21 protein-coding genes are annotated in these 23,060 nt (G+C 73.0%); 10 read left to right on the plus strand and 11 right to left on the minus strand.

Translation table 11 applies throughout. The features are described 5' to 3' along the window. Positions 1-112: 112 nt before the first annotated feature. The 6 genes from ACFWEK_RS04540 to ACFWEK_RS04565 all read left to right on the plus strand — a co-directional run bounded on the left by ACFWEK_RS04540 (position 113) and on the right by ACFWEK_RS04565 (position 7,587). On the plus strand, positions 113-1,087 hold the full coding sequence (locus ACFWEK_RS04540; protein WP_430553240.1) for an ABC transporter permease: 975 nt from the start codon (positions 113-115) through the stop codon (positions 1,085-1,087). Continuing rightward, positions 1,087-2,043, plus strand: a complete 957-nt coding sequence (locus ACFWEK_RS04545; RefSeq protein ID WP_430546054.1) for a carbohydrate ABC transporter permease — start codon at positions 1,087-1,089, stop codon at positions 2,041-2,043. The genes ACFWEK_RS04540 and ACFWEK_RS04545 overlap by 1 nt, the downstream gene beginning before the upstream one ends. Position 2,044: 1 nt before the next feature. Further along, a complete protein-coding gene (locus ACFWEK_RS04550; protein ID WP_430553241.1) occupies positions 2,045-2,749 on the plus strand; it encodes a rhamnogalacturonan acetylesterase in 705 nt (234 codons plus the stop codon). After that, on the plus strand, positions 2,746-3,408 hold the full coding sequence (locus ACFWEK_RS04555) for a DUF1961 family protein (protein ID WP_430546056.1): 663 nt from the start codon (positions 2,746-2,748) through the stop codon (positions 3,406-3,408). The genes ACFWEK_RS04550 and ACFWEK_RS04555 overlap by 4 nt, the downstream gene beginning before the upstream one ends. After that, positions 3,405-6,113 (plus strand): Tat pathway signal sequence domain protein, encoded by a 2,709-nt coding sequence (locus tag ACFWEK_RS04560; RefSeq protein WP_430553242.1) that lies wholly within the window; start codon positions 3,405-3,407, stop codon positions 6,111-6,113. The genes ACFWEK_RS04555 and ACFWEK_RS04560 overlap by 4 nt, the downstream gene beginning before the upstream one ends. A 115-nt stretch (positions 6,114-6,228) precedes the next feature. Then, entirely contained in the window at positions 6,229-7,587 is a 1,359-nt protein-coding gene (locus tag ACFWEK_RS04565; protein WP_430546058.1) for a uracil-xanthine permease family protein, read from the plus strand. Between the two features lie 24 nt (positions 7,588-7,611). Here ACFWEK_RS04565 and ACFWEK_RS04570 read toward each other — a convergent pair whose 3' ends face one another. Both ACFWEK_RS04570 and ACFWEK_RS04575 read right to left on the minus strand, forming a co-directional pair. Then, entirely contained in the window at positions 7,612-8,247 is a 636-nt protein-coding gene (locus ACFWEK_RS04570; protein ID WP_430546059.1) for a LytR C-terminal domain-containing protein, read from the minus strand. 61 nt (positions 8,248-8,308) lie between these two features. After that, the gene (locus tag ACFWEK_RS04575; RefSeq protein ID WP_430546060.1) at positions 8,309-8,605 is read right to left on the minus strand and encodes a type II toxin-antitoxin system VapB family antitoxin; all 297 of its coding nucleotides are present in this window, start codon (positions 8,603-8,605) and stop codon (positions 8,309-8,311) included. A 216-nt stretch (positions 8,606-8,821) separates the two neighbouring features. Here ACFWEK_RS04575 and ACFWEK_RS04580 point away from each other — a divergent pair, with 216 nt between their 5' ends. Then, a complete protein-coding gene (locus ACFWEK_RS04580) occupies positions 8,822-10,126 on the plus strand; it encodes a glycoside hydrolase family 6 protein (protein ID WP_430553243.1) in 1,305 nt (434 codons plus the stop codon). Positions 10,127-10,132: 6 nt separating this feature from the next. Here ACFWEK_RS04580 and ACFWEK_RS04585 read toward each other — a convergent pair whose 3' ends face one another. The 7 genes from ACFWEK_RS04585 to ACFWEK_RS04615 all read right to left on the minus strand — a co-directional run bounded on the left by ACFWEK_RS04585 (position 10,133) and on the right by ACFWEK_RS04615 (position 18,306). Then, the gene (locus ACFWEK_RS04585) at positions 10,133-10,900 is read right to left on the minus strand and encodes a class I SAM-dependent methyltransferase (RefSeq protein WP_430553244.1); all 768 of its coding nucleotides are present in this window, start codon (positions 10,898-10,900) and stop codon (positions 10,133-10,135) included. Between the two features lie 143 nt (positions 10,901-11,043). Continuing rightward, complete coding sequence (gene araA / locus ACFWEK_RS04590) at positions 11,044-12,555, minus strand: L-arabinose isomerase (RefSeq protein ID WP_430553245.1); 1,512 nt, start codon at positions 12,553-12,555, stop codon at positions 11,044-11,046. Between the two features lie 61 nt (positions 12,556-12,616). Further along, positions 12,617-13,327 (minus strand): L-ribulose-5-phosphate 4-epimerase, encoded by a 711-nt coding sequence (locus tag ACFWEK_RS04595; protein ID WP_430546622.1) that lies wholly within the window; start codon positions 13,325-13,327, stop codon positions 12,617-12,619. A 45-nt stretch (positions 13,328-13,372) separates the two neighbouring features. Next, positions 13,373-14,992, minus strand: coding sequence for a xylulokinase (locus ACFWEK_RS04600; RefSeq protein ID WP_430553246.1), 1,620 nt, complete (start codon positions 14,990-14,992; stop codon positions 13,373-13,375). A gap of 162 nt (positions 14,993-15,154) precedes the next feature. Then, positions 15,155-16,579: a glycoside hydrolase family 43 protein gene (locus ACFWEK_RS04605; protein ID WP_430553247.1), complete on the minus strand. Its 1,425-nt coding sequence runs from the start codon at positions 16,577-16,579 to the stop codon at positions 15,155-15,157. 96 nt (positions 16,580-16,675) lie between these two features. Then, positions 16,676-17,704, minus strand: a complete 1,029-nt coding sequence (locus ACFWEK_RS04610) for a LacI family DNA-binding transcriptional regulator (protein WP_430553248.1) — start codon at positions 17,702-17,704, stop codon at positions 16,676-16,678. Positions 17,705-17,751: 47 nt separating this feature from the next. Then, entirely contained in the window at positions 17,752-18,306 is a 555-nt protein-coding gene (locus ACFWEK_RS04615) for a GNAT family N-acetyltransferase (protein WP_430546626.1), read from the minus strand. Between the two features lie 69 nt (positions 18,307-18,375). Here ACFWEK_RS04615 and purU point away from each other — a divergent pair, with 69 nt between their 5' ends. After that, positions 18,376-19,233: a formyltetrahydrofolate deformylase gene (gene purU / locus ACFWEK_RS04620; protein WP_430553249.1), complete on the plus strand. Its 858-nt coding sequence runs from the start codon at positions 18,376-18,378 to the stop codon at positions 19,231-19,233. A 31-nt stretch (positions 19,234-19,264) separates the two neighbouring features. Here the strand turns inward: purU and ACFWEK_RS04625 are convergent, their stop codons facing one another. After that, positions 19,265-20,155, minus strand: coding sequence for a VOC family protein (locus ACFWEK_RS04625; RefSeq protein WP_430553250.1), 891 nt, complete (start codon positions 20,153-20,155; stop codon positions 19,265-19,267). 41 nt (positions 20,156-20,196) lie between these two features. Continuing rightward, entirely contained in the window at positions 20,197-20,811 is a 615-nt protein-coding gene (locus ACFWEK_RS04630; protein WP_430553251.1) for an NADPH-dependent F420 reductase, read from the minus strand. Between the two features lie 116 nt (positions 20,812-20,927). Between ACFWEK_RS04630 and ACFWEK_RS04635 the strand changes: the two genes are divergently transcribed. Next, a complete protein-coding gene (locus ACFWEK_RS04635) occupies positions 20,928-21,449 on the plus strand; it encodes a MarR family winged helix-turn-helix transcriptional regulator (RefSeq protein WP_430553252.1) in 522 nt (173 codons plus the stop codon). A 194-nt stretch (positions 21,450-21,643) separates the two neighbouring features. Beyond that, a complete protein-coding gene (locus tag ACFWEK_RS04640) occupies positions 21,644-23,014 on the plus strand; it encodes an endo-1,4-beta-xylanase (protein WP_430553253.1) in 1,371 nt (456 codons plus the stop codon). The last annotated feature ends 46 nt before the right edge of the window (positions 23,015-23,060 follow it).

The raw sequence follows: 23,060 nt of genomic DNA on the forward strand, positions 1-23,060 counted from the left end.
CGGGGTTCCGGGCCGTGATGACCGTGCTCTAGGCCCTGCTCGGCTCATCCCCTCGGGTGGGGGGCGGGGCCTCGGTGCCCGGCCCCGCACCCCGTCCGAGAAGGAGGCTGCGATGACCGCCGTCGTCGACGTCGAGCAGGCCGGCACGCCCGCGCCCGCCGCCCCTCCCGCGCCCCGCCGGCCGCACCGCGGCTGGGCCCGGGTGGTGCGCTACCGGTGGCTGCTGGTGATGATGCTGCCGGGCATCCTGTACTTCCTGCTGTTCCGCATCTGGCCGATGTGGGGCGCGCAGATCGCGTTCAAGAACTACGTGCCGTTCCTGGGGATCCAGGGGTCGGAGTGGGTGGGCTGGCACCACTTCCAGGAGTTCTTCTCCAACCCCGACTTCCCGCGGCTGCTGGGCAACACGCTGATCCTGGCCGCGCTGAGCCTGTGCGTGGCGTTCCCGCTGACGATCGTGCTGGCGCTGCTGCTCAACGAGGTGCGGCTGTCGGTGCTCAAGCGCACGGTGCAGACGCTGGTCTACATCCCGCACTTCCTGTCCTGGACGGTCGTGGTGTCGCTGACCGCGCTGCTGTTCGCGATCGGGACCGGCCCGCTGTCGTCCTTCCTGGACGGGCTCACCGGCACGGAGACCAACTACCTGGCCGACCCGGACTGGTTCCGCCCGCTGATCCTGCTCCAGACGATCTGGAAGTCCACCGGGTGGGGCACGATCATCTTCCTCGCCGCCCTGGCCAGCGTGGACCAGGAGCAGTACGAGGCCGCCGTCATCGACGGCGCGGGCCGCTGGCAGCGCACCTGGCACATCACGCTGCCCGCCATCCGCCCGACGATCATCGTGATGCTCATCCTGCAGACCGGGGAGATCCTCAACACCGGCTTCGAGCAGATCTACCTCATGTCCAACGCGCTCAACCGCACCGTCGCGGACGTGTTCGACACGTACGTGTACTTCACCGGCATCCAGCAGGGCGCGTACTCCTACTCCACCGCGGTGGGCCTGTCGAAGGCGATCGTCGGGCTGGTGCTGATCTTCGGCACCAACTGGCTCGCCAAGCGCTTCAACCAGCAGGGGATCTTCTGATGGCCGCACCGCTCACCACCGTGCCCACCACGCCCACCGTGGCGCCCGGCCCCGCGTCCCGGCGCGCGTCCCGGCCCTCCACGCAGCACCAGCGGTTCAACACCCGTGCGGGCCGGGCGTTCGACGTCGTCAACGTCGTGCTGCTCGTCGCCGTCGGCCTGCTGGCGCTGCTGCCGTTCCTGTACGTGCTCGCGGGGTCGTTCGCGACCGAGCTGGAGATCACCACGCGACCGTTCTTCCTGTGGCCGCGGGACTTCACGACCGACTCCTATGCCTCGATCCTGTCCTCGGACGCGTTCGTGCGGGCCTTCGTCACCACCGTCGTCGTGACCCTGGTCGGCACGCTCGTCCAGCTCGCGCTGACGGCGCTGATGGCCTACCCGCTGTCGAAGGTCGACCTGCCCGGGCGGCGCACCATCATGACCGTCGTCGTGTTCACGATGGTGTTCTCCGCGGGCATGATCCCCACGTTCCTGGTGGTCAAGCAGCTCGGCCTGCTCGACTCGTACTGGGCGCTGATCCTGCCGATGGCGATCAACCCGTTCAGCCTGATCATCATCAAGAACTTCTTCCAGCAGCTGCCCCAGGAGCTGGAGGAGTCCGCCAAGATCGACGGCGCGCACGAGCTGCAGATCCTGCGGCACGTCGTGATCCCGTTGTCGAAGCCGGTGCTCGCGACGTTCGCGCTGTTCTACGCCGTCGGCATCTGGAACGACTACATGTCCCCGCTGCTGTACCTGAACGACCAGGACATGTGGACCCTGCAGATGTTCCTGCGGCAGGTCACCGCGTCGGCGTCGCTGTCAGCGCAGGACATGGGCGCCGAGCTGCCCCCGCCCGCGCAGGGCATCAAGTTCGCGGTGGTCATCGTGGCCACCATCCCCGTGCTCCTGGCCTACCCGTTCCTCCAGAAGCACTTCGCCAAGGGCATGCTGATCGGGAGCGTGAAGGGCTGACATGACCATCCACCTCGCGGGCGACTCGACCGTCGCCCCCACCGACCACGGCCGCACCTCGGGGTACCCGGAGATCCCGCTGCTGGGCTGGGGCGACGAGCTCGCGGCGTTCACGGACGACGTCGTGCGCAACCACGCGATCGGAGGGGCCACCACGGCGTCGTTCCGGGCCGAGGGGCGCTGGGAGAAGCTGCTCGCCGAGCTGCGGCCCGGCGACACGGTGGTGATCCAGTTCGGGCACAACGACCAGAAGGAGCCCGACGAGCTCGCGGCCGAGGGCGGGTACACGGAGCGGCTCGCGCGGTTCGTCGCGGAGGCGAGCGCGAACGGGGCGCGGCCCGTGCTGGCCACGAGCGTCGAGCGCCGCCTGTTCGACGGCGACGGAGCGCTGCGCTGGTCGCACGGGCCGTACCCGGCGGCGGTCCGGGCCCTCGGGCACGAGCTCGACGTGCCGGTGCTCGACCTCACCGCGTTCACGCGCTGGCTGTACGGGTGGCTGGGCCGCGACGCGTCGGCGGCCCTCTTCCCGCACGGCGCCGCCGCGGCGGCGGGTCTGCCCGTCGACGAGAAGCTGGCCAAGGACAACACCCACTTCACGACGGCGGGGGCGCGCGCCGTCGCCCGCTACGTGGGCGAGGCCCTGGCGTCGCTCGACGGCGTGCACGACGCGGAGGAGCCGCTCGGGGCGTGGGTGATGCAGCCGTGACAGCCCCCTATCGCAACGCCCTGGCCGGTCCCGGCGACCTCACGGGGTGGGTGGCGGAGGGGCCCGTCGGCGTCGAGCACCGCGACGGCGGCCTGGTGCTGCGCAGCACGGCCGACGAGGCCGCGCTCGACGCCGACGGCCGCGGGGACCACGCGCACTTCACCTGCTGGTGCCCGGAGGTCTTCCCGGCGGACGTCGAGGTCGCGTGGGACTTCCGGCCGCTGGCCGGCGACGGCCTGGCGATGCTGTTCTTCGCCGCGACGGGCACCGACGACCGCGACCTCTTCGACCCCTCGCTGGCCGAGCGCACGGGGTTCTACCCGCAGTACCACTCGGGCGACGTGTCGACGCTCCACGTGTCCTACCTGCGCCGCAAGTGGGCGTCCGAGAAGCGGTTCCGCACCTGCAACCTGCGCAAGAGCCCCGGCTTCCGCCTCGTCGCGCAGGGGGCCGACCCGCTGCCCGGGCCCGACGACGCCGACGGCCACTACCGCGTGCGCGTCACCAAGCGCGGCGCCGACGTCGCCTTCGCGATCGACGACCTCACCCTCTTCACGTTCCACGACGACGCGCCGCTGGGCGCCGGCCGGATCGGCTTCCGGCAGATGGCCCCGCTCGTCGCCCACTACCGCAACCTCGAGGTGACCCCGCTGTCATGACCACCGCCCCCGCCGCATCCCCGCTGACCGAGTCCGTCGAGACCCCGGACGGGGTCCACGTCCCGCTGCACTGGCTCGACGACGTCGCGCCCGACCTCACGGTCGGGGGCGTCACCTGCGGCGTCCCGTTCCGCCCGGGCGTGGTGCGCGACGCCGCGGAGCTCGCCGTCGTGGACGCCTGGGGACGTGTCGTCCCGGCGCAGACGTGGCCGCTCGCGACGTGGCCCGACGGCAGCGTGAAGTGGTCCGGCGTCGCCCTCGGCGCGGCGACGCCGCCCAGCGCGTCCTACCGCGTCGTCGCCGCCCCCGAGGGCGTGCCGGACGCCACGCAGGACGGCGCCGGGCCCGCGGTCACGGTGGCGCAGCACGACGACGAGGTGGTCGTGGACACGGGCGCGTGCACGGTGGTCGTGGGGCGTTCCGGTCCTGACGTCGTGCGGTCCGTGCGGGTGCGCGGCGTGGAGGTGGCGCGCGCGGGGCGGCTGGTGTCCAGCCGGCAGGACCGCCCGGAGCCCGACCACCGGGGACGGCGCGAGTCGGTGGGCGTGGTGCGCGACGTCGTCGTCGAGCAGGCCGGACCGGTGCGCGCCGTCGTGCGGGTGACGGGCGCGCACCGCGACGTCGACCGGGCCCACGAGGACGGCGCGCCCGCCTGGCTGCCGTTCACGCTGCGGCTGGTGCTCGCGGCCGGGGCCCCGACGTTCCGGCTGGTGCACTCGTTCGTGTGGGACGGCGACCCCGAGCGCGACTTCCTGTCGTCGCTCGGCCTGCGCTTCGACGTCCCGCTGCGCGCCGCGCCCTACGACCGGCACGTGCGCCTCTCGGGGGCGGACGGCGGGCTGGTGCGCGAGGCGGTGCAGGGCGTGACCGGGCTGCGCCGGGACCCGGGCGCGGAGGTGCGCGCGGCCCAGGTGGCGGGCCGCGCGACGCCGCCGCTGGAGGAGTGGGACGAGCGCGTCTCCGGCCGGCTGCGCTGGGTGCCGACCTGGGAGGCCTGGTCGCTGCGCCAGCTCTCCGCGCACGGCTTCACCGTGCACAAGCGGACGGCGCCGGACCGGCCGTGGATCGACGTCGCGCAGGGCACGCGGTCCGAGGGTCTGGGCTACCTGGGGGACACGGGCGGCGGCCTCGCCGTCGGGCTCACCGGGTTCTGGCAGTCGCACCCGACCGGGATCGACGTCGAGCGCGCGACGTCCGACGTCGGCTCCCTCACGACCTGGCTGTGGTCTCCCGACGCCGCGCCGATGGACCTGCGCTTCTACCACGACGGCCTCGGCCAGGACACGTACGACGACCAGCTCGACGCCCTCGAGATCACCTACGAGGACTACGAGCCGGGGTTCGGGAACGCGCACGGCATCGGCCGCACGCACGAGCTCACCGTCACCGCGTTCGCCGGCACGCCCGACGCCGACGCGCTCGCGCGCCTCGCCGCAGGCACCGCCGCTCGGCCCCAGCTCGTGCCCACCCCCGGGGCGCTGCACGCGGCGCGCGTGCTCGGCGACTGGGACCTCGTCGACCGGGGCACCCCCGAGCGGGCGGCGCTGGAGGACCGGCTCGCCACCATGCTCGACTTCTACGTCGGTCAGGTGGACCAGCGCTCCTGGTACGGGTTCTGGAGCTACGGCGACGTCATGCACGCCTACGACCCCGACCGGCACGTGTGGCGCTACGACGTCGGCGGCTACGCCTGGGACAACTCCGAGCTCTCCCCGGACCTGTGGCTGTGGACGTCGTTCCTGCGCACGGGCCGGGCCGACGTCTTCCGGCTCGCCGAGCGCATGACCCGCCACACGGGCGACGTGGACGTCTACCACGCCGGCCCGTGGCAGGGGCTGGGCAGCCGGCACAACGTGCAGCACTGGGGGTGCAGCGCCAAGCAGGTGCGCATCTCGACGCCGGCGTACCGGCGGCCGCACTACTTCCTCACCGGCGACGAGCACACGCGCGACCTCATGCTCGAGCTGCGCGACTCCGACCGGAACTTCCTCGGGCTCGACCCGACGCGCAAGGTGCGGCCCGACGCCGCCACGTACCGCCCGCGGCCCGAAGCGCTCGCGGTCGGGCTCGGCACGGACTGGAGCGCCCTGGCCGCCACGTGGCTCGCGGACTGGGAGGCGACGGGGAACGAGCGGTCGCGCGACCGGCTGGTCGGCACCATGACCGACATCGGCGCGCTGAGGCACGGCTTCTTCACCGGCGAGGCGCTGTACGACCTGGGCACGGGCCGGTTCGCCACCGACCGCGACCGCGTCACCGTCTCGCACCTGTCCGCCGTCTTCGGGCTGGTCGAGATCTGCTCGGAGCTGGTGTCGCTGGTCGACGCGGGCCTCGTCGACGCCCCCGGCTTCAAGGAGGCGTGGCTGCAGTACTGCCGCCTCTACCTCGCGACGCCGGCGGAGCAGGAGGCCGAGCTCGGCGTCGCGCCGTCGGGCACGAACCTCGAGCAGGCGCACTCCCGTCTCGCCGCGTACGCCGCGGCTCGGCCCGGCGACGACGGCCTGGCCGACGTCGCGTGGCGCGCGTACTTCCGCGGCGGGGAGTTCATGGGCGAGGAGGCCTTCCACCCCGTGCCGGTGCTGCCGCCCGAGACCCTGGTGCGGATCGACGAGGCGCGGACGCTGTCCACGAACGACGCCGCCCAGTGCAGCCTCGCCACGATCCAGAACCTCGCGCTGGTGGGGCACCGGCTGCCGCGGGGGTGAACCGGGGGCGGTGCGGGCCAGTACGCTGTGCGGCGGCAATCTTCACCGGACGTTCACGGGCGAGCGACAGCGGTGAGCACGGCGGCCCGCACGCGGGCCCGACGGACGGAGCACCATGAGCCTCGGCTGGACCAAGCACGGTGACGGCAGGCACGTCGCCCCCGGCGACGTCGTCGCCCCCGACGAGCGGCTGAGCTGGCCGCGCACCATCGGCATCGGCATGCAGCACGTGGTGGCCATGTTCGGCTCCACGTTCATCGTGCCGCTGATCACCGGGTTCTCGCCCGCGACGACGCTGTTCTTCTCGGCGATCGGCACGGCGCTGTTCCTGCTGATCACGCGCAACCGGCTGCCCAGCTACCTGGGGTCGAGCTTCGCCTTCATCGCGCCGATCACGGCCGCGACGGCGTCGCACGGCGAGTCGGTGGCCGTCGGCGGCATCCTCGTCACCGGCCTGGTGCTCGCGGCGATCGGCGCTCTGGTGCACTTCGCCGGCGCCCGCTGGATCGACGTCGTGATGCCGCCGGTCGTGACGGGCACGATCGTCGCGCTCATCGGCCTCAACCTGGCGCCAGCGGCCTGGGGCACGTGCACCGAGTCCGTCGTCGACGGCGAGATCGTGCAGGCGTGCGACAGCGGGTTCCGGGCCGCGCCGCTCACGGCGACGATCACGCTCGCGGCGATCATCCTCGTCACCGTGCTGTTCAAGGGCATCATCGGCCGCCTGTCGATCCTGGTCGGCGTGGTGATCGGCTACGTCGCCGCGATGCTCCAGGGCCAGGTGAGCTTCGACGCGGTCCGGTCGGCCGACTGGTTCGGCTTCCCGCACTTCGTCACCCCGTCGTTCGAGCCGGCGGTGCTGGGCCTGTTCGTGCCGGTGGTGCTCGTGCTGGTCGCGGAGAACGTCGGCCACGTGAAGTCGGTCGCGGCGATGACGGGCAAGAACCTCGACGACGTCGCCGGCAAGGCCCTGTTCAGCGACGGCCTCGCGACGACGCTCGCGGGCGTGGGCGGCGGCTCCGGCACCACGACGTACGCCGAGAACATCGGGGTCATGGCCGCGACCCGCGTGTACTCGACGGCCGCGTACTGGGTGGCCGCCGTGACGGCCCTGCTGCTGTCGATGTCGCCCAAGTTCGGCGAGCTCATCGCCACCATCCCTGCGGGCGTGCTCGGCGGGGCGACGACGATGCTCTACGGCATGATCGGCATCCTGGGCGCCCGCATCTGGGTGCAGGGCAAGGTGGACTTCGGCAACCCGGTGAACCTCACCACCGCCGCCGTCCCGCTGATCATCGGCATCGCGAACTTCACGTTCTCCGCCGGCGACCTCACTTTCGAGGGCATCGCGATCGGCACCGCGGCGGCGCTGGTGATCTACCACGGCATGCGCGCGATCGCGCGGTGGCGCGGCACCGGCCAGGAGCCGGCCTCGCCGGCGTCGGCTCCCGCGGCGGCCGGGACGACGGACTGACGCCCCGCCCCGGGTGGCTCGGCCCTACTTCTTGGGCAGGGTCACCTGGGGGATCGGCGTGATCTCGTCGGCGGGCACGCACCCCTCGACGTCCTTCATCGGGGTCTCGGCGTTCAGCAGCACGCTGTCCTCGCTGAGCGGCGGGCTGTACTCCTCGCCCACCAGCAGGTCGACGGTGTTGCCCTTGCGGTCGTCGAGCACGAGGCGGACGTCGGGGTACTGGGCCGCGAGGGTGTAGGCGCGGGTGATGCCCTTGGTGCCGAAGCGCACCTCCGACTGGCCCAGCTTCTCCACCCAGTTGCCGGTGTCGACGATGTTGAACCCGCGCTCGCTCAGGACGTCCTCGTTCGCGCCGGCGAGCGGCTCGCTGCCGTCGGCGGCGTTGTAGACGCGTACCTTGACCTTCGAGTACGGCACGGGCAGGGCGCCGTCGGGCTGGCCCTTGACCTGCGGCAGGCACGGCTCGGGCTGCGGCGCCTCGGCGACCGGCGTGTAGATGGGTCGCGAGAACGGCGAGCTGAACGCGCCCGAGTACATCGCCGCGGCCGCCAGGCCCGCGAGCAGCAGGAACGCGATGAGGAGCCCGAAGACCACGGCCTGCCGCTCGTGCTCGCGCTTGCGGCGCGTCTCGCGGACCGGGTCAGGGGCAGGTGATGTCACGCGAAGAAACTACCCGAGTTCGGGGGATCGTTCGCGGGAGCGCCGCCGGTCGTGGCGGGAGTCACCGGAGCACGAGGACGCGGGCGTGCAGCACGGGCCGCTGCTGGAGGGCGGCCCGCACGGCGCGGTGCAGACCGTCCTCGAGGTACAGCACGCCCCGGTACTCGACGACGTGGGCGAAGAGGTCGCCGAAGAACGTCGAGTCCTCCGCGAGCAGGTGGTCGAGGTCCAGCGTGCGCTTGGTGGTGACGAGCTCGTCGAGACGCACCTGGCGCGGCGGCACGTCCACCCAGTCCTTGGCGGTGACGTGCCCGTGGTCGGGGTAGGGACGGCCGTCCCCCACGGCCTTGAAGATCATGGCTGCCATCGTAGGGGCGGGCCTGTGACCAGCCGCCTCGTTGCCTCGCGATACGGACACGATCCCGTCACGATCCCGTCACGGGCGGGCCCCGTGGGGGTCGAGCCGGGCCGGGGCGGACCGACCCTGGCCTCGGCCGGGGCGCTGTGGCACGCTGGGACCGACAGCAGCGTGGGAGCGCTCTCATCATGCGGGCGCCGATCAAAGGAGATCGCCGTGGTCCTCGGTTCCTCTCGTCTTGCCTCCATCCCGACGGCGGTCCGGTCGGCCGTCGTCCTCGCCGCGGCCGCGGGCCTCGCCCTCGGCGGGCTCTCGGCGTCGGCGGCGCCGCCACCGCCCCCGGACCCGCAGCTGTGGGTGGACCCGGACAGCTCGACGATCGGTCACGTCGAGGAGCTCGGCCTGACGGGGGACGCGCGCGACGACGCGCTCGCGCTCGCAGGCATCCCCTCCGCGAGCTGGTTCACCGGCGGCACGCCGCGCGAGGTGAAGCAGGACGTCAAGGACGTCGTCGTGCACGCGCACGCCGACAAGGCGGTCCCCGTGATGGTCGCCTACAACCTCCCCTTCCGCGACTGCGCGCAGTACTCCGCGGGCGGCGCGACGTCGCTCGCGGAGTACACCGCGTGGATCGACGGGTTCGCGCGCGGGATCGGCACCAAGCAGGCGGTCGTGATCCTCGAGCCCGACGGGCTCGGCATCATCCCCTGGTACACGACCGTCGAGGGCAACCAGGAGTGGTGCCAGCCGGCGGAGGCGGACCCTGAGACGGCCGCCGCTGAGCGATTCGCCATGCTCAACCACGCGGTGGACACCCTGGGCGCGCTGCCGGGCACGAAGGTCTACCTCGACGCGGGCAACAGCAAGTGGCTCAACGTCGGCGACAACACGGACCGCCTCCTCAAGGCGGGCGTCGACCGGGCGGACGGGTTCTTCCTCAACGCCTCGAACTACCAGTACACCGAGAACTCGGTGGCGTACGGGCGCTGGATCTCGTCGTGCCTCGCGCTCGTCACGCAGGCGGGCGGGGCGTTCGGCGACTGCGGGAACCAGTACTGGAACGGCGGCCCCGCGAACGGGTGGTCGGGCGTGGAGATGTCGCCGTACGGGCGGTGGTCCGCGGACGCCGCCGACCCGGCGCTGAGCACGGCGGGCGTGGACTCGCGGTACGCCGAGCAGCTCGGTGACGTGCGCGCCACGACGCCGTTCGTCGTCGACACCTCGCGCGACGGGCAGGGGCCGTGGGACCCGGCGACCTCCGAGAACGTGTACTCCGACGCCGAGGACTGGTGCAACCCGCCCGGGCGCGGGCTGGGCCTGCGGCCCACGCTGGACACGGGCGAGCCGCTGGTCGACGCCTACCTGTGGATCAAGGTGCCGGGGGAGTCCGACGGCCAGTGCTTCCGCGGCACCGGCGGCCCGCTCGACCCCGAGCGCGGCATGGTGGACCCGCCCGCCGGGCAGTGGTTCGTCGAGCAGGCGGACGAGCTGGTCGAGCTCGCGGTGCCCGCCCTGTCCTGACCGCCGCTACCGGCGCAGCTCCACCAGGTGCCGGGCCGAGTGCGCGACGAACGGGCCGTCGGCCAGGATCCGTTCGTGCAGGTCGCGCAGCTCGGTCCGGTACGCGTCGACCGTGAAGCCCGGCACCATCCACACCACCTTGCGCAGGAACCAGACGACGGCGCCGACGTCGTAGAACGCGATCCGCAGCCGCTCGACCCGCAGGTCGACGAGCTCGAGCCCGGCGGCGCGGGCGGCGGCCACCTCGTCCTCCGGGTCGCGGCCGCGCCGGACCTCCTCGGGCTGGGGGCCGAGGAAGAACTCGACGAGCTCGAAGACGCTCGCCGGCCCGACGTGCTGCGCCAGGTACGTCCCGCCCGGACGCAGTACGCGCGCGATCTCCGCCCAGCGGGGCGCGACCGGGTGCCGGCTCGTGACGAGGTCGAACGCGCCGTCCGCGAAGGGCAGGGGCGGCGAGCCCGGTCCGGCGTCGTCGTGCGCGACGACGGCCACGCCGCGCGGGTGCAGCAGCCGGGTGGCGGCCGCGACGTTGGGCGGCCAGCCCTCGGTGGCGACCAGCAGGCGGGGGAGCGCCGGCGCGGCGGCGAGCACCTCGCCCCCGCCCGTCTGCAGGTCGAGCGCGGTGTCGACCGTGCCGAGCCGGTCGTGCAGGAGCCGGGAGAAGCGCCAGCTCGGGCGCTCCTCCGTGGCGCGGCCCTCCAGCCAGGAGAAGTCCCAGCCGGACATCGGTGCGGCGTCGGCCTCGCCGACGAGCTCGTCGAACGTGCGGTCCATCCCGCCATCCTCGGGCGCCGGCCCGGCGGGGGGGAGGCCAAAATATAGCGCCGGGGGGGGGTAACGGCGGGGACCCCCCGGGCGGCGGGGGGGGGGGGGGGCCACCCCCCCCCCCCCCCCGCCCCGCTCGCCGGTGGTCGTGCTCAGAGCCCCTGGGCGAGGCGGTAGTACACCTGGTTCCAGCGCACCTGGTCGGCGAAGCCGCGGCGCGTGGTGTCCTCGTCGATGACGAGCAGCTCGGTGCGCGCGATGTTCGCGAACACCTCGAACGCCTCGACGCCCGCGGCGGTCGACATCACCGTGTGGTGCGCGCCGCCGGCGGTCAGCCAGGCCTCGGCGGAGGTGGTGAAGTCGGGGCGCGGGGCCCAGACGGCGCGGGCCACGGGGAGGTTCGGCAGGTCCTGCGTCGGCGGCACGACGTCGACCACGTTCGCGGTGAGGCGGAAGCGGTCGCGCATGTCGGCGAGCGAGACGACGACGGCGCCCTCGGTCGCGTCGGCGTCGAACACCATGCGGACCGGGTCCTCCTTGCCGCCGATGCCGAGCGGGTGGATCTCCACGCGCGGCTTCGACGTCGTGAGGGAGGGGCAGACCTCGAGCATGTGGGCGCCGAGGATGAGCTCGGAGCCGGGGGTGAGGTCGTAGGTGTAGTCCTCCATGAGGGAGGCGCCGCCGGGCAGCCCCTCGCCCATGACCTTGGCCGCGCGCACCAGGACGGCCGTCTTCCAGTCGCCCTCGGCGCCGAAGCCGTAGCCCTTGCTCATGAGGCGCTGGACGGCGATGCCGGGCAGCTGGCGCAGGGCACCGAGGTCCTCGAAGTTCGTGGTGAACGCCTTGGCGCCGCGCTCCTCGAGGAACGCCTCCATGGCGATCTCCTGGCGGGCCGCGTAGCGCAGCGACTCGTGCCGCTCGCCGCCCTTCCGCAGCTCGGGGACGACGTCGTAGAGCTCCTCGTACTCCGCGACCAGCGCGTCGACCGCGGCGTCGTCCACGGCCTCGACGGCCTCGACCAGGTCGTTGACGCCCCACGTGTTCACCGAGACGCCGAAGCGCAGCTCGGCCTCCGTCTTGTCCCCCTCGGTGACGGCGACGTTCCGCATGTTGTCGCCGAAGCGCACCAGCTTCAGCTCGTGCGTGGCGGCCCAGCCCGCGGCGCCGCGCACCCAGGTGCCGACGCGGCGGGTCACGGCCGGGTTGGACGCGTGCCCGACGACGGTGGTGCGCGCGACGCCCAGGCGCGTGGCCAGGTAGGCGTACTCGCGGTCGCCGTGCGCGGCCTGGTTGAGGTTCATGAAGTCGAAGTCGATGTCCGCCCACGGCAGCTCGACGTTCGCCTGCGTGTGCAGGTGCATCAGCGGCTTGCGCAGCGCGTCGAGGCCGGAGATCCACATCTTCGCCGGGCTGAACGTGTGCATCCACGTGATGACGCCGAGCACCTTGTCGTCCGCGTTCGCGTCGAGCATCGCGCGGCGGATCGAGCCGGCGTCCTTGAGCACGGGCTTCCAGACGACCTTCGCGGGGACGTCGGACGACGCGTCGAGCGCGCGGGCGACCTCCTGCGACTGCTGGGCGACCTGCTCCAGCGTCTCGGGCCCGTACAGGTCCTGGCTGCCGGTGAAGAACCAGACCTCGCGGTCGGCGTACGGCTTGCTCATGGGGTGTGTCTCCTTCGGAAGTCTGCGTCGATGGTCGAGCCTGGCGAAGCCCTGACCGGGCTCAGTGCTGGCCGTAGACGTTCTGGTAACGGGCGTACAGGGAGTCCACGTGCTCCTGCGCGATGGGCAGCGGCTCGCCGAGCTGGCGCGACACGTGCACCGTGCGGGCCACCTCCTCGACCATCACGGCGGCCTTCACCGCGGCGCGGGCGTCCTTGCCGATGGTGAACGGGCCGTGGTTGCGCATCAGGACGGCCGGGCTGCGGTGACCGCTCAGGGTCTCGACGATGCCGCGGCCGATGGAGTCGTCGCCGATGATCGCGAACGGCCCCACGGGGATCGGGCCGCCGAACTCGTCGGCCATCATCGTGAGCACGCAGGGGATCTCCTCGGCGCGGGCGGCCCACGCCGTCGCGTAGGTGGAGTGCGTGTGCACGACGCCGCCCACCTCGGGCATGTGCGCGTACACGTAGGCGTGCGCCGCGGTGTCCGACGACGGCGACCGGTCGCCCTCGACGAGCTTCCCGTCCAGGTCGCAGACCACCATCGACCCGGGGGTGATGTCGTCGTAGGCGACGCCGGACGGCTTGATGACCAGGAGGTCGCCCGAGCCGTCGGGGGTGCGGTCGTCGCGGACCCGCTCGGACACGTTGCCGGCGGTCCACACGACGAGCTCCCAGCGGGGCAGCTCGGCGTGCAGGGCCGCGACCTTCTCCTTGGCGGCGTCGACGGCGGCGCGCAGGTGCGCGGGGACCTCGGTGGGGGTGCTCATGTGCTTCTCCAGTGCGGGGGTGCGGTTCGTCGACTGCGGGTGTCGTCAGAGGGCTGCGGTGGCGGCGCGCTCGACCGCGAGGCCGGCGGAGTACCGCTCCAGGTAGGCGGCGAAGCCGGCGACGTCGTCCGCGTCGGGCTCGGCGACGTCGAGCCGGGCGTCGGCGAAGACGCGCTCGGCCAGGTAGGCGTCGAGGGCGCCGGCGTCGGCCTCGGCCCGGGCGGCGGCGTACGCCGCGAGGACGGCGATGCCCCAGGCGCCGCCCTCCCCCGCCGTCTGCCCGACGGCGACGGGGGCGTCGATCGCGCCGGCCAGCAGCCGCTGGGCGACGCCCGCCGTCTTGAACAGGCCCCCGTGCGCGAACATCGTGTCGATCGCGACGCCCTCGCCGTGCAGGACGCGCATGCCGAGCGCGAGCGTGCCGAACACGCCGTAGAGCTGCGTGCGCGCGAAGTTCGCCAGCGTCAGGCGGCTGTCGGGGGTGCGCACCACGAGGGGGCGGCCCTCGTCGAGGCCGGTGATGGGCTCGCCGGCGAGGTAGTTGTACGCGAGCAGCCCGCCGCCGTCGGGGGCGCCGTCGAGCGCGGCCCGGAAGAGCGCGCCGAAGACGGCGTCGGGCTCGACGGGCTGCCCCAGGGCGGCCGCGAACTGGCCGAAGACGCCGGCCCACGCGTCGAGCTCGCTGGCGCCGTTGTTGCAGTGCACCATCGCGACGAGGTCGCCGGCGGGCGTGGTGACGAGGTCGAGCTCGTGGTGCACGGAGGTCAGCGGCCGCTCGAGCACGACCATCGCGAAGATCGACGTGCCCGCGCTGATGTTGCCGGTGCGCGGCGCGACCGAGCCCGTGGCGACCATGCCGGTGCCGGCGTCGCCCTCGGGCGGGCAGAGGAGGACGCCGGGCCGCAGGGTGCCCGTGGGGTCGAGCAGCGCGGCGCCCTCGGCGGTGAGCCGGCCGGCGTCCTCGCCCGCGGTGAGCACCTGCGGCAGCAGGCCCTCGACGTGCAGGCCCGGGCGCTTGGCGGCGGCGAGGTGCCGGAACTGCTCCAGCATCCGCGCGTCGTAGTCGCCCGTGGCCGGGTCGATCGGGAACATGCCCGACGCGTCGCCGACGCCGAGCACGTGCCGCCCGGTCAGTGCCCGGTGCACGTAGCCGGCCAGCGTGGTGAACGACGCGACCTGGGGCACGTGCGGCTCGTCGTCGAGGATCGCCTGGTAGAGGTGGGCGATCGACCAGCGCAGCGGGATGTTGTGCCCGAAGAGCGCGGACAGCTCGGCGGCCGCGGGGCCGGTGCTCGTGTTGCGCCAGGTGCGGAACGGGACGAGCAGCTCGCCGTCGGCGTCGAACGGCAGGTAGCCGTGCATCATCGCGGAGACGCCGAGCGCGGCGTAGCTCGTGGGGCGGACGCCGTAGCGCTGCTCGACGTCGGCCACGAGCGCGGCGTACGCGCCCTGCAGACCGGCGTGCACGGCGTCGAGCGCGTAGGTCCACACCCCGTCGACGAGCTCGTTCTCCCACGCGTGCGAGCCGCTCGCGAGCGGCGCGTGGTCGGGCCCGATCAGGCACGCCTTGATGTTGGTCGAGCCGAGCTCGATGCCGAGCGTCGTCCTCCCGGCGGCGATCGCGTCCCGGATCTCCGTCACGTCGCCCGTGCCCTGCTCCGCCATCCCCTGCTCCGTCCCCGCCCGGTCGGGCGTCGTGGTGGTCGATCCATGTTAGCGCTCACATGGCGCGGACCCAAGCCCGGCTCTCCGCGCATCGAACGTGCTGACTTGCTCCTCATTCTCGACGCTTGAGGATCACGTCAGCACGCTCGATGCCTCCCGGCGCTACCGGTGCCGCACGACGTCGAGCCGCGCCGGCTCGCTGCGCACCTCGCCGTGGGCGTTGGCGACGACGGCGCGAGCCAGCAGGCCGTCCGGCTCGCGCCCGGCGTGCTTGAGCGTCCAGCGCGCGGCGCCGTCGACGGCGCGCGTCGCGGGCGCCTCGGCGGGCGTCCAGGTCGTGCCGTCGTCGACCGAGGTCTCCCACGTGACGACAGGGACCGGGGTGCCGGACACGCGGACCTCGAACGACGCGGGTCGGTTGCCGCGCACGGTCACGTCGCGCGGGTCCGCCGTGACCGTCGGCTCCTCGACCGTCCGGTCCACCACCGGCCAGCCGTCCTCCCAGGCCAGGCGCTGCAGGCCGAGCGTCGGGAAGCCCGGGATCTCGGCGTTCGCGCCGTCGTAGTAGTGGAACGCGAGCACGCCGTCGGACACCGACTGGCCACCCGGCCCCACGACCGCGCCGTGCGACGAGAGCAGCACCGTGCCACCGCCGTCGGCCAGGTCCTTGCCGTCCTGGTCGAGGTACGGCCCCGCGACGTCGCGCGACCGCCCGACCGCCACCTGGTAGGTGCTGTCGAGGCCCTGGCAGCACCGGTCGAACGAGACGAACAGGTAGTACCAGCCGTCGCGCTCATAGACGTACGGCGCCTCCACGGGGTTGCCCGGCATCATGCGGTCCACCAGGTGCGTGGCGTTCTCCAGCGCGCCGTCGGCGAGCTTGCCGCTGGGCCACTCGAGCTCGACGAGGAAGACGCCGTACCAGTACGACCCGATCGCCATGTACGGGGTGCCGTCCGCCCCCTCGACGATGCCCGCGTCGATCGCGTTGAACGTCTTGCCGCCGGCGATGTCCTGGGGCGAGTCGATCACCGGCCCCTGGTCGACCCACGCGTAGTCCGGGTCGTCCGGGTCGAGGGTCGTGTTGGTCGCGAGCGCCGTGACCGAGGTGTTCGTGCCGAAGCGCGACGCCGAGTAGTACAGGTAGTAGGTGCCGTCGTGCTCGTAGACCTCCGGCGCCCAGAGGTTGTCGGGCAGCACGCCGTCGCCGTCCGCCGCGAAGCGCTCGTCGATCCAGGCGGGGATCTCGTCCCAGACGGTGCCGTCGTAGACCCAGGTCACGCCCTCGTCGTGGCTCGACCACATCTGGATCGTGCCGCCGTTCTCCCGGTTCACCAGGCCCGTGGTGTACACGCGCCAGGTGCCGTCGTCGCCGACGACGAGCGCCGGGTCGTGCACCGGCGAGGTCTCGCCCGTGACCGAGAGGCCGCCGGTCGGCGCAGACGCGGCCGGGCGCCCGCGCTCGGCGGCGCCGGGCGTGGCCGTCGCCGGCCCGACGGTCGTGGCGGCGACCAGCGAGGCACCCAGCAGCGCCGTGGTGAGCACCCCGGCCGCCGCGGCGCGGGCCCGCCTGAGAGATCTGTGCATCGTGACTCCTCTACAACGATGTAGAACTGCGAACGCGCCGAATCTACCCAGCCGTCACGGCGGCGGTCAACGAGTCCGCGGTCGACGAGTCCGCGGTCAGCGGGCGGGGGGCGGCGCCGTGCTGGAGCGCACGACGAGCTGGGGCACGATCCGCTCGGTCGGCACGGTGCCGCCGGCCAGGGCCGCGACGACCATCGCCACGCTGCGCTCCCCCAGCACCCCGAACGGCTGGCGCACCGTGGTCAGCGGCGGCACGAAGTACGCGGCCCCCGCGACGTCGTCGAAGCCCACCACCGACACGTCGTCGGGCACCGAGAGGCCCCGCTCCCAGAACGCGCGGAGGATGCCGAGCGCGAGCTGGTCGTTCCCCGCGAACACCGCCGTCGGGCCCTCGTGCGCCACCACGGCCTCGGCGAGGTCGCGGCCCGCGGTGTAGCCGTCCTCGGCGGACCAGCTGCAGTACCGCGGTCGGCTCGGCGCGATCCCCCGCGCCTCGAGCGCCTCCCGCCAGCCGGCGGCGCGCTCGCGGGCGTCGAACCAGTCCTGCGGCCCGGCCACGTGCAGGACGTCGTGGTGCCCCAGGTCGAGCAGGTGCTCGGTCGCGGCGCGCGCCCCGGCTCGCTGGTCGACGGCGAGCGACAGCGTCGTCGGGCCCGCCGCCGTCGTGCCCGCGTCGCGCGGCACCTTCTCCAGGGCGGCGACGACGAGCACCGGCACCGGCGCGCGGAACGACTCGACGGCGGCCGCGACGTCGTCCTGCGGCGCGATGACCACGATCGCCTCGACGCCCTGGTCCATGAAGTGCTCCAGGGCCTCGTGCATCGCCTCGGCGTCGTAGCGCCGCAGGGTCGCGACGGAGACGAAGTACCCCTCGTCCCGCGCCGCGCCCTCGATCGCGATGAGGGTGCTGGTCGGGCCGAACAGCGCCGAGCCCGTGGTCACCACGCCGAGCGTCGCCGAGCGCGCCGTCGCCAGCGCCCGCGCGGCGCTGTTGCGCCGGTAGCCGAGGGACGCGATCGCCTCCAGCACCCGTTCGCGGGTCTCGCCGCGCACGCTCGGGTGGTCGTTGAGCACCCGGGAGACCGTCTGGTGGGAGACCCCGGCGACGGCCGCGACGTCGGCCATGGACGGACGCCGCGACCGAGGACGCGTCGCCCGCCCGCCGGCGTCGGTCATGACTCCTGCGCCGCGTTCCTCGCGTCGACCTCGTCGAGCACCCGGCGCAGGTAGGTCAGCGTGAGCTTGCCCGCCGCGCGGTCGTACTGCTCCTCGTACCCGTGCTTGGTGTACATGGCGAGGTTCTTCTTCGAGTCCTTGCCCGTGAACGCCCACACCTCCGTCACCTCGGACGGCAGGAACTGCAGGATCGCGAACATCAGCGACGTGCCGATGCCCTTGGCCTGCTGGTCCGGCGCGACGGCGAGGCGCCCCAGCGTCGCCTTCGGCCCCTCGATCTCCAGGCGCAGCGACCCCACCAGCCGGTGGCCCTCCCACGCGCCCACGGTCACGACGTCGTCGCGCGCCATGTCGTCGCGCAGCTCGTGCAGCGTCTGCGTCAGCGGCGGGATGTGCGGGTCGTCGTACAGCTGCGCCTCGCTGACGAACGCCGCCCGCCGCAACGTCAGCAGCTCGCCTGCCTGGTCGTCCTCGACCAGCGCGATCCGCAGCGTGTCGTCGCCGCTCTCCTGCCGGACTTCCTGGGCGTCAGTGCCGCGTGCCTCGCTCATGAGGACATCGTGGCAGACCGACGGCGGACGTGTCGTCGCGCGCCCGGGGCCGTCGGTGACAATGGGCGGGTGACGACCGAATGGGTGCTGACCCTCTCCTGCCCCGACCGCCCCGGGATCGTGCACGCCGTGGCCGGCGTGCTGGCCGAGCACGGCGGCAACATCACCGAGTCGCAGCAGTTCGGGGACCCGGCCTCGGGCCTGTTCTTCATGCGGGTGCAGGTGGCGCTCGACGTCGAGGAGTCGGCCGGGCGCGACGCGCTCACGGCCGCGGTCGCGCCGGTGGCGGAGCGCTTCGGCATGACCTGGCAGCTCGACGTCGTCGGTCGCCGCCTGCGCACGCTGGTGCTGGTCAGCAAGGCGCCGCACTGCCTGGTGGACCTGCTGTACCGCGAGCGGTACCAGGGGATGCCGGTCGACGTCGTCGGCGTCGTGGGCAACCACGCCGACCTCGAGGACATGGCGGCGTTCTACGGCAAGCCGTTCCACCACGTGCCGGTCACGAAGGACACGAAGGCGCAGGCCGAGGACCGCCTGCGCGAGCTGGTGGCCGAGCTCGACGTCGAGCTGGTCGTGCTCGCGCGGTACATGCAGATCCTGTCGGACGAGCTGTGCCGCGACCTGCAGGGCAAGGTCATCAACATCCACCACTCGTTCCTGCCGAGCTTCAAGGGCGCCCGCCCGTACGCCCAGGCGCACGACCGCGGCGTCAAGCTCATCGGCGCGACGTCGCACTACGTCACGGGCGACCTCGACGAGGGCCCGATCATCGAGCAGGACGTCGAGCGCGTGGACCACTCCCGCGCCGTCGCGGACCTCGTCGCGATCGGCGAGGACGTCGAGCGCCGCACGCTCGCGCGCGCCGTGCGGTGGCACGCCGAGCACCGCGTGCTGCTCGACGGCCACCGCACGGTCGTCTTCCGCTGACCGCCCCCTGCCGAACAGGCGGGGATCCGGGTCAGGCCACAGACACCTCGACGAGCGTGTTCCACGGGTCGTCGAAGCGCAGGGTCCGGCCGTCGTCGCGCGTCGCGACGCCGGCGTGCTTCAGCCGGTCGGCGAGCGCGCCGACCTCGTCGCGCGTCGGCACGGTGAGCGCCACCTGCCCGAGCCCGAGCGTCGCGGCCCGCGGGCCGGCGCCCGCGCTGTTCCAGGTGTTCATCGCCATGTGGTGGTGGTACCCGCCGGCGGCGACGAACAGGGCGCCGTGGAACGTCGCCATGATCTCGAAGCCGAGGGTGTCGACGTAGAACCGCTGCGCCGTGGGGATGTCGCCCACCTGGAGGTGGACGTGCCCGACCTGCGCGGCCTGCCCCGCGGTGCCCGCCAGGGCGTCCTCGGTGAGGTGCCTCTGCAGGAACTCCTGGGGGTCGAACCAGTCCGAGCCCATCGCGACGCGCCCGCCGCCGTCGCGCTGCCAGACGTCGCGGGGGCGGTCCCAGTAGAGCTCGATGCCGTTGTCCTCGGGGTCCGTGAAGTAGAACGCCCGCGACACCCAGTGGTCGGAGTTCCCCGCGAACCGCGACAGCGGGTGCTGCGCGGCGTGCGCGACGGCGGACGCGAGCGCCTCCTCGGTGTCGAACAGCACGGCCGTGTGGAACAGCCCGGCCTGGTTCCGCGCCGTCGCCGGCAGCCCCGGCGTGTGCTGCAGCGCGACGACGGGCACGCCGCCGCGCCCCAGCACCACCCGGCCGGGGGCGCCGTGGGCCGGGATCTCCTCGAGAGCGATCGCCTCGCGGTAGTAGGCGCTCATCGCGCCGAGGTCGCCCACGTGCAGGGTGACGGCGCCCATCGCGGTCTCGGCCGCGAGGAGGTCGGGACGGCGGGTCGGCGAGGACTGCGAGGTCATGGTCGGCTCCTGGTGCTGGGACGGGCGGGTGGCGACGCGGGTCAGAGCAGCGCGAACCCGGTGGTCCACTGCGTCTGCTCGCCGGCGGCGAGCGTGAGCTGCAGGAACCCGAGCGCCTCGAGCTCGCGGGCACGCTTCAGCGACCCGGCGTCGACGACGCGGACGGCGGAGCCGTCGAACGCGGCGGCGAACGCGGCCTTGGGGGCGGCGTCGTCGCCCGCGACGAGGACGGTCGTGGGCACGTCGCCGACGGTGCCGCTCACGAGCGTCGCGGCGAAGTTCGTGTTGAACGCCTTGAGCACGGTCGCGTCGGGCAGCTTCTCGGCCAGCCCGGCGGCGGCAGAGGAGTCGGTGGGCACGACGAGCGCGTCGAAGGTGGCGAAGTCGAGCGGGTTGGTGAGGTCGACCACGGTGCGGCCGGCGAGCTGGTCGCCGTAGGTCGCGACGACGTCGTCGAGCGCGGGGTACGGCAGGGCCAGCACGACGATCTCGCCCGTGAGCGGCTCGCCGAACGCGGTCGCGGTGACGGCGGCGTCCACGGCCGCGGCCTTGGCGACGTCGCGGGCGACGACCTGCACGTCGTTCCCGCCGGCGAGCGCCAGGCCCGCGATCGCGGAGCCCATGTTCCCGGCGCCGAGGATGCTGATGGTGGCCATGGTTCCTCCTGAGGATCCGTCGTCGACCTATTTGGTTGACGCTACAACCAACATAGACCGCTATAGTTGTAGCGTCAACCTTCGTTCGGGGGTGACGGACCAGGAGGGGCGATCACGTGACCACCACCCGGCGCACGACGACGGCCGACGACGAGCCGCGCTGGCTCGACGCCGAGCAGATGCGCACGTGGCTCCGGCTGCAGGCCGTGATCGAGCTGCTGCCCGCCACGCTCGACCAGCAGCTGCGCCGCGACTCCGACCTCACCCACTTCGAGTACATGGTGCTGGCGATGCTGTCCGAGGCGCCCGGTCGTGACCTGCGCATGACCGAGCTCGCCCGGCTCACCAGCGCCACCCTCCCCCGCCTCTCGCACGTGGCGCGCCGGCTCGAGGCGCGCGGCTACGTCGAGCGCTGCACCGCCGCCGACGACCGCCGCGCCACCATCGCCCACCTCACCGACGAGGGCTGGCGCAAGGTCGTCGCGAGCGCCCCCGGCCACGCGCGCACGGTGCTCCAGGACGTCTTCGACGACCTCGACCCCGACGAGGTCCGCACCCTCGCCGGCGCGCTCGACAAGGTCCTCGCGCACATCGACCCGCACGACCGGTTCGGGCTCGGCGAGCGCTCCGCCCGCTGACCGGCACCGGCCGCCACCGGCCCGGCCGGCCGCCACCGGCGACGCCGTCGCGGCGAGGAACTCACCCGCAGGGGTTGTGTCGAAAACGTTTTCTACCTAGCCTCGGGGCGTCGGCGACCCCGACCGCTCGATGACGAGGCCTCGTGGCCGAGCACCACTCAAGGATGAGCAGGCTCGAACGAAGGATGGGATCGATGAAGCGCACGACGACGCGATGGCGCGCCGCGGTGGGAGCGACGGTGGCCGGTCTCGGCATCCTCGCCGCGACCGCCCTGAGCGCGCAGGCCGCAGGGAGCACGCTGCACGAAGCCGCCGCGGACCAGGGCCGCTACTTCGGCACTGCGCTGGCGCAGGGCAAGCTGAACGACTCGCAGTACACGACGATCGCGGACCGCGAGTTCGGCATGATCACGGCCGAGAACGAGATGAAGATGGACGCCACCGAGCCGCAGCAGGGGGTGTTCAACTACTCCGCCGGCGACCGGATCGCCGACTGGGCCACCAGCCACGGCAAGCGGGTGCGCGGTCACGCGCTCGCGTGGCACTCCCAGCAGCCGGGCTGGATGCAGAACATGAGCGGCTCGCAGCTGCGGCAGGCGATGCTCCACCACGTCACCCAGGTCGCGACGCACTACCGCGGCAAGGTCTACGCGTGGGACGTGGTCAACGAGGCGTACGCGGACGGCTCGTCCGGTGCCCGCCGGGACTCCAACCTCCAGCGCACCGGCAACGACTGGATCGAGGCGGCCTTCCGCGCCGCCCGGGCCGCGGACCCGAACGCGAAGCTCTGCTACAACGACTACAACACCGACAACTGGTCCCACGCCAAGACGCAGGGCGTCTACACCATGGTCAAGGACTTCAAGGCCCGCGGCGTGCCGATCGACTGCGTCGGCTTCCAGGCCCACTTCAACAGCGGCAACCCGGTGCCGAACAACTACCACGAGACGCTCCAGCACTTCGCCGACCTCGGCGTGGACGTCCAGATCACCGAGCTGGACATCGAGGGCTCGGGCAGCTCGCAGGCCGAGCAGTACCAGGGCGTCACGCAGGCGTGCCTCGCCGTCTCCCGCTGCACCGGCATCACCGTGTGGGGCGTGCGCGACTCCGACTCCTGGCGGGCGAGCGGCACCCCGCTGCTCTTCGACGGCAACGGCCAGAAGAAGGCCGCCTACACCGCGGTCCTGAACGTCCTCAACGACGGCCAGGGCGGCGGCGACCCCGACCCCGACCCCGGCGAGACCACGCCGCCGCCCACCGGGGGCAACGGCTGCACGGCCACGTACTCCGAGGGCCAGAAGTGGGGCGACCGCTTCAACGGGACCGTGACCATCACGGCCGACCGCGCCATCTCGTCGTGGACCTCGACCGTGACCGTCAGCTCCAGCCAGCGGATCAGCGCCACCTGGAACGGCACGCCCACGTGGGACTCCTCGGGCAAGGTCATGACGATGCGCCCGGCCGGCAACGGGACCTTGGCCGCGGGGCAGTCGACGTCGTTCGGCTTCACCGTGATGCACGGCGGGGACTGGACCTGGCCGACCGTCAGCTGCTCGGCGTCCTGAGCCGCTGACCCCGATCACCTGAGGGCCGCGGGGACCCCTCCCCCGC

The sequence above is a fragment of the Isoptericola sp. NPDC060257 genome (assembly GCF_042726645.1).
In the GTDB taxonomy this organism is placed as follows: Bacteria; Actinomycetota; Actinomycetes; order Actinomycetales; family Cellulomonadaceae; genus Isoptericola; species Isoptericola nanjingensis.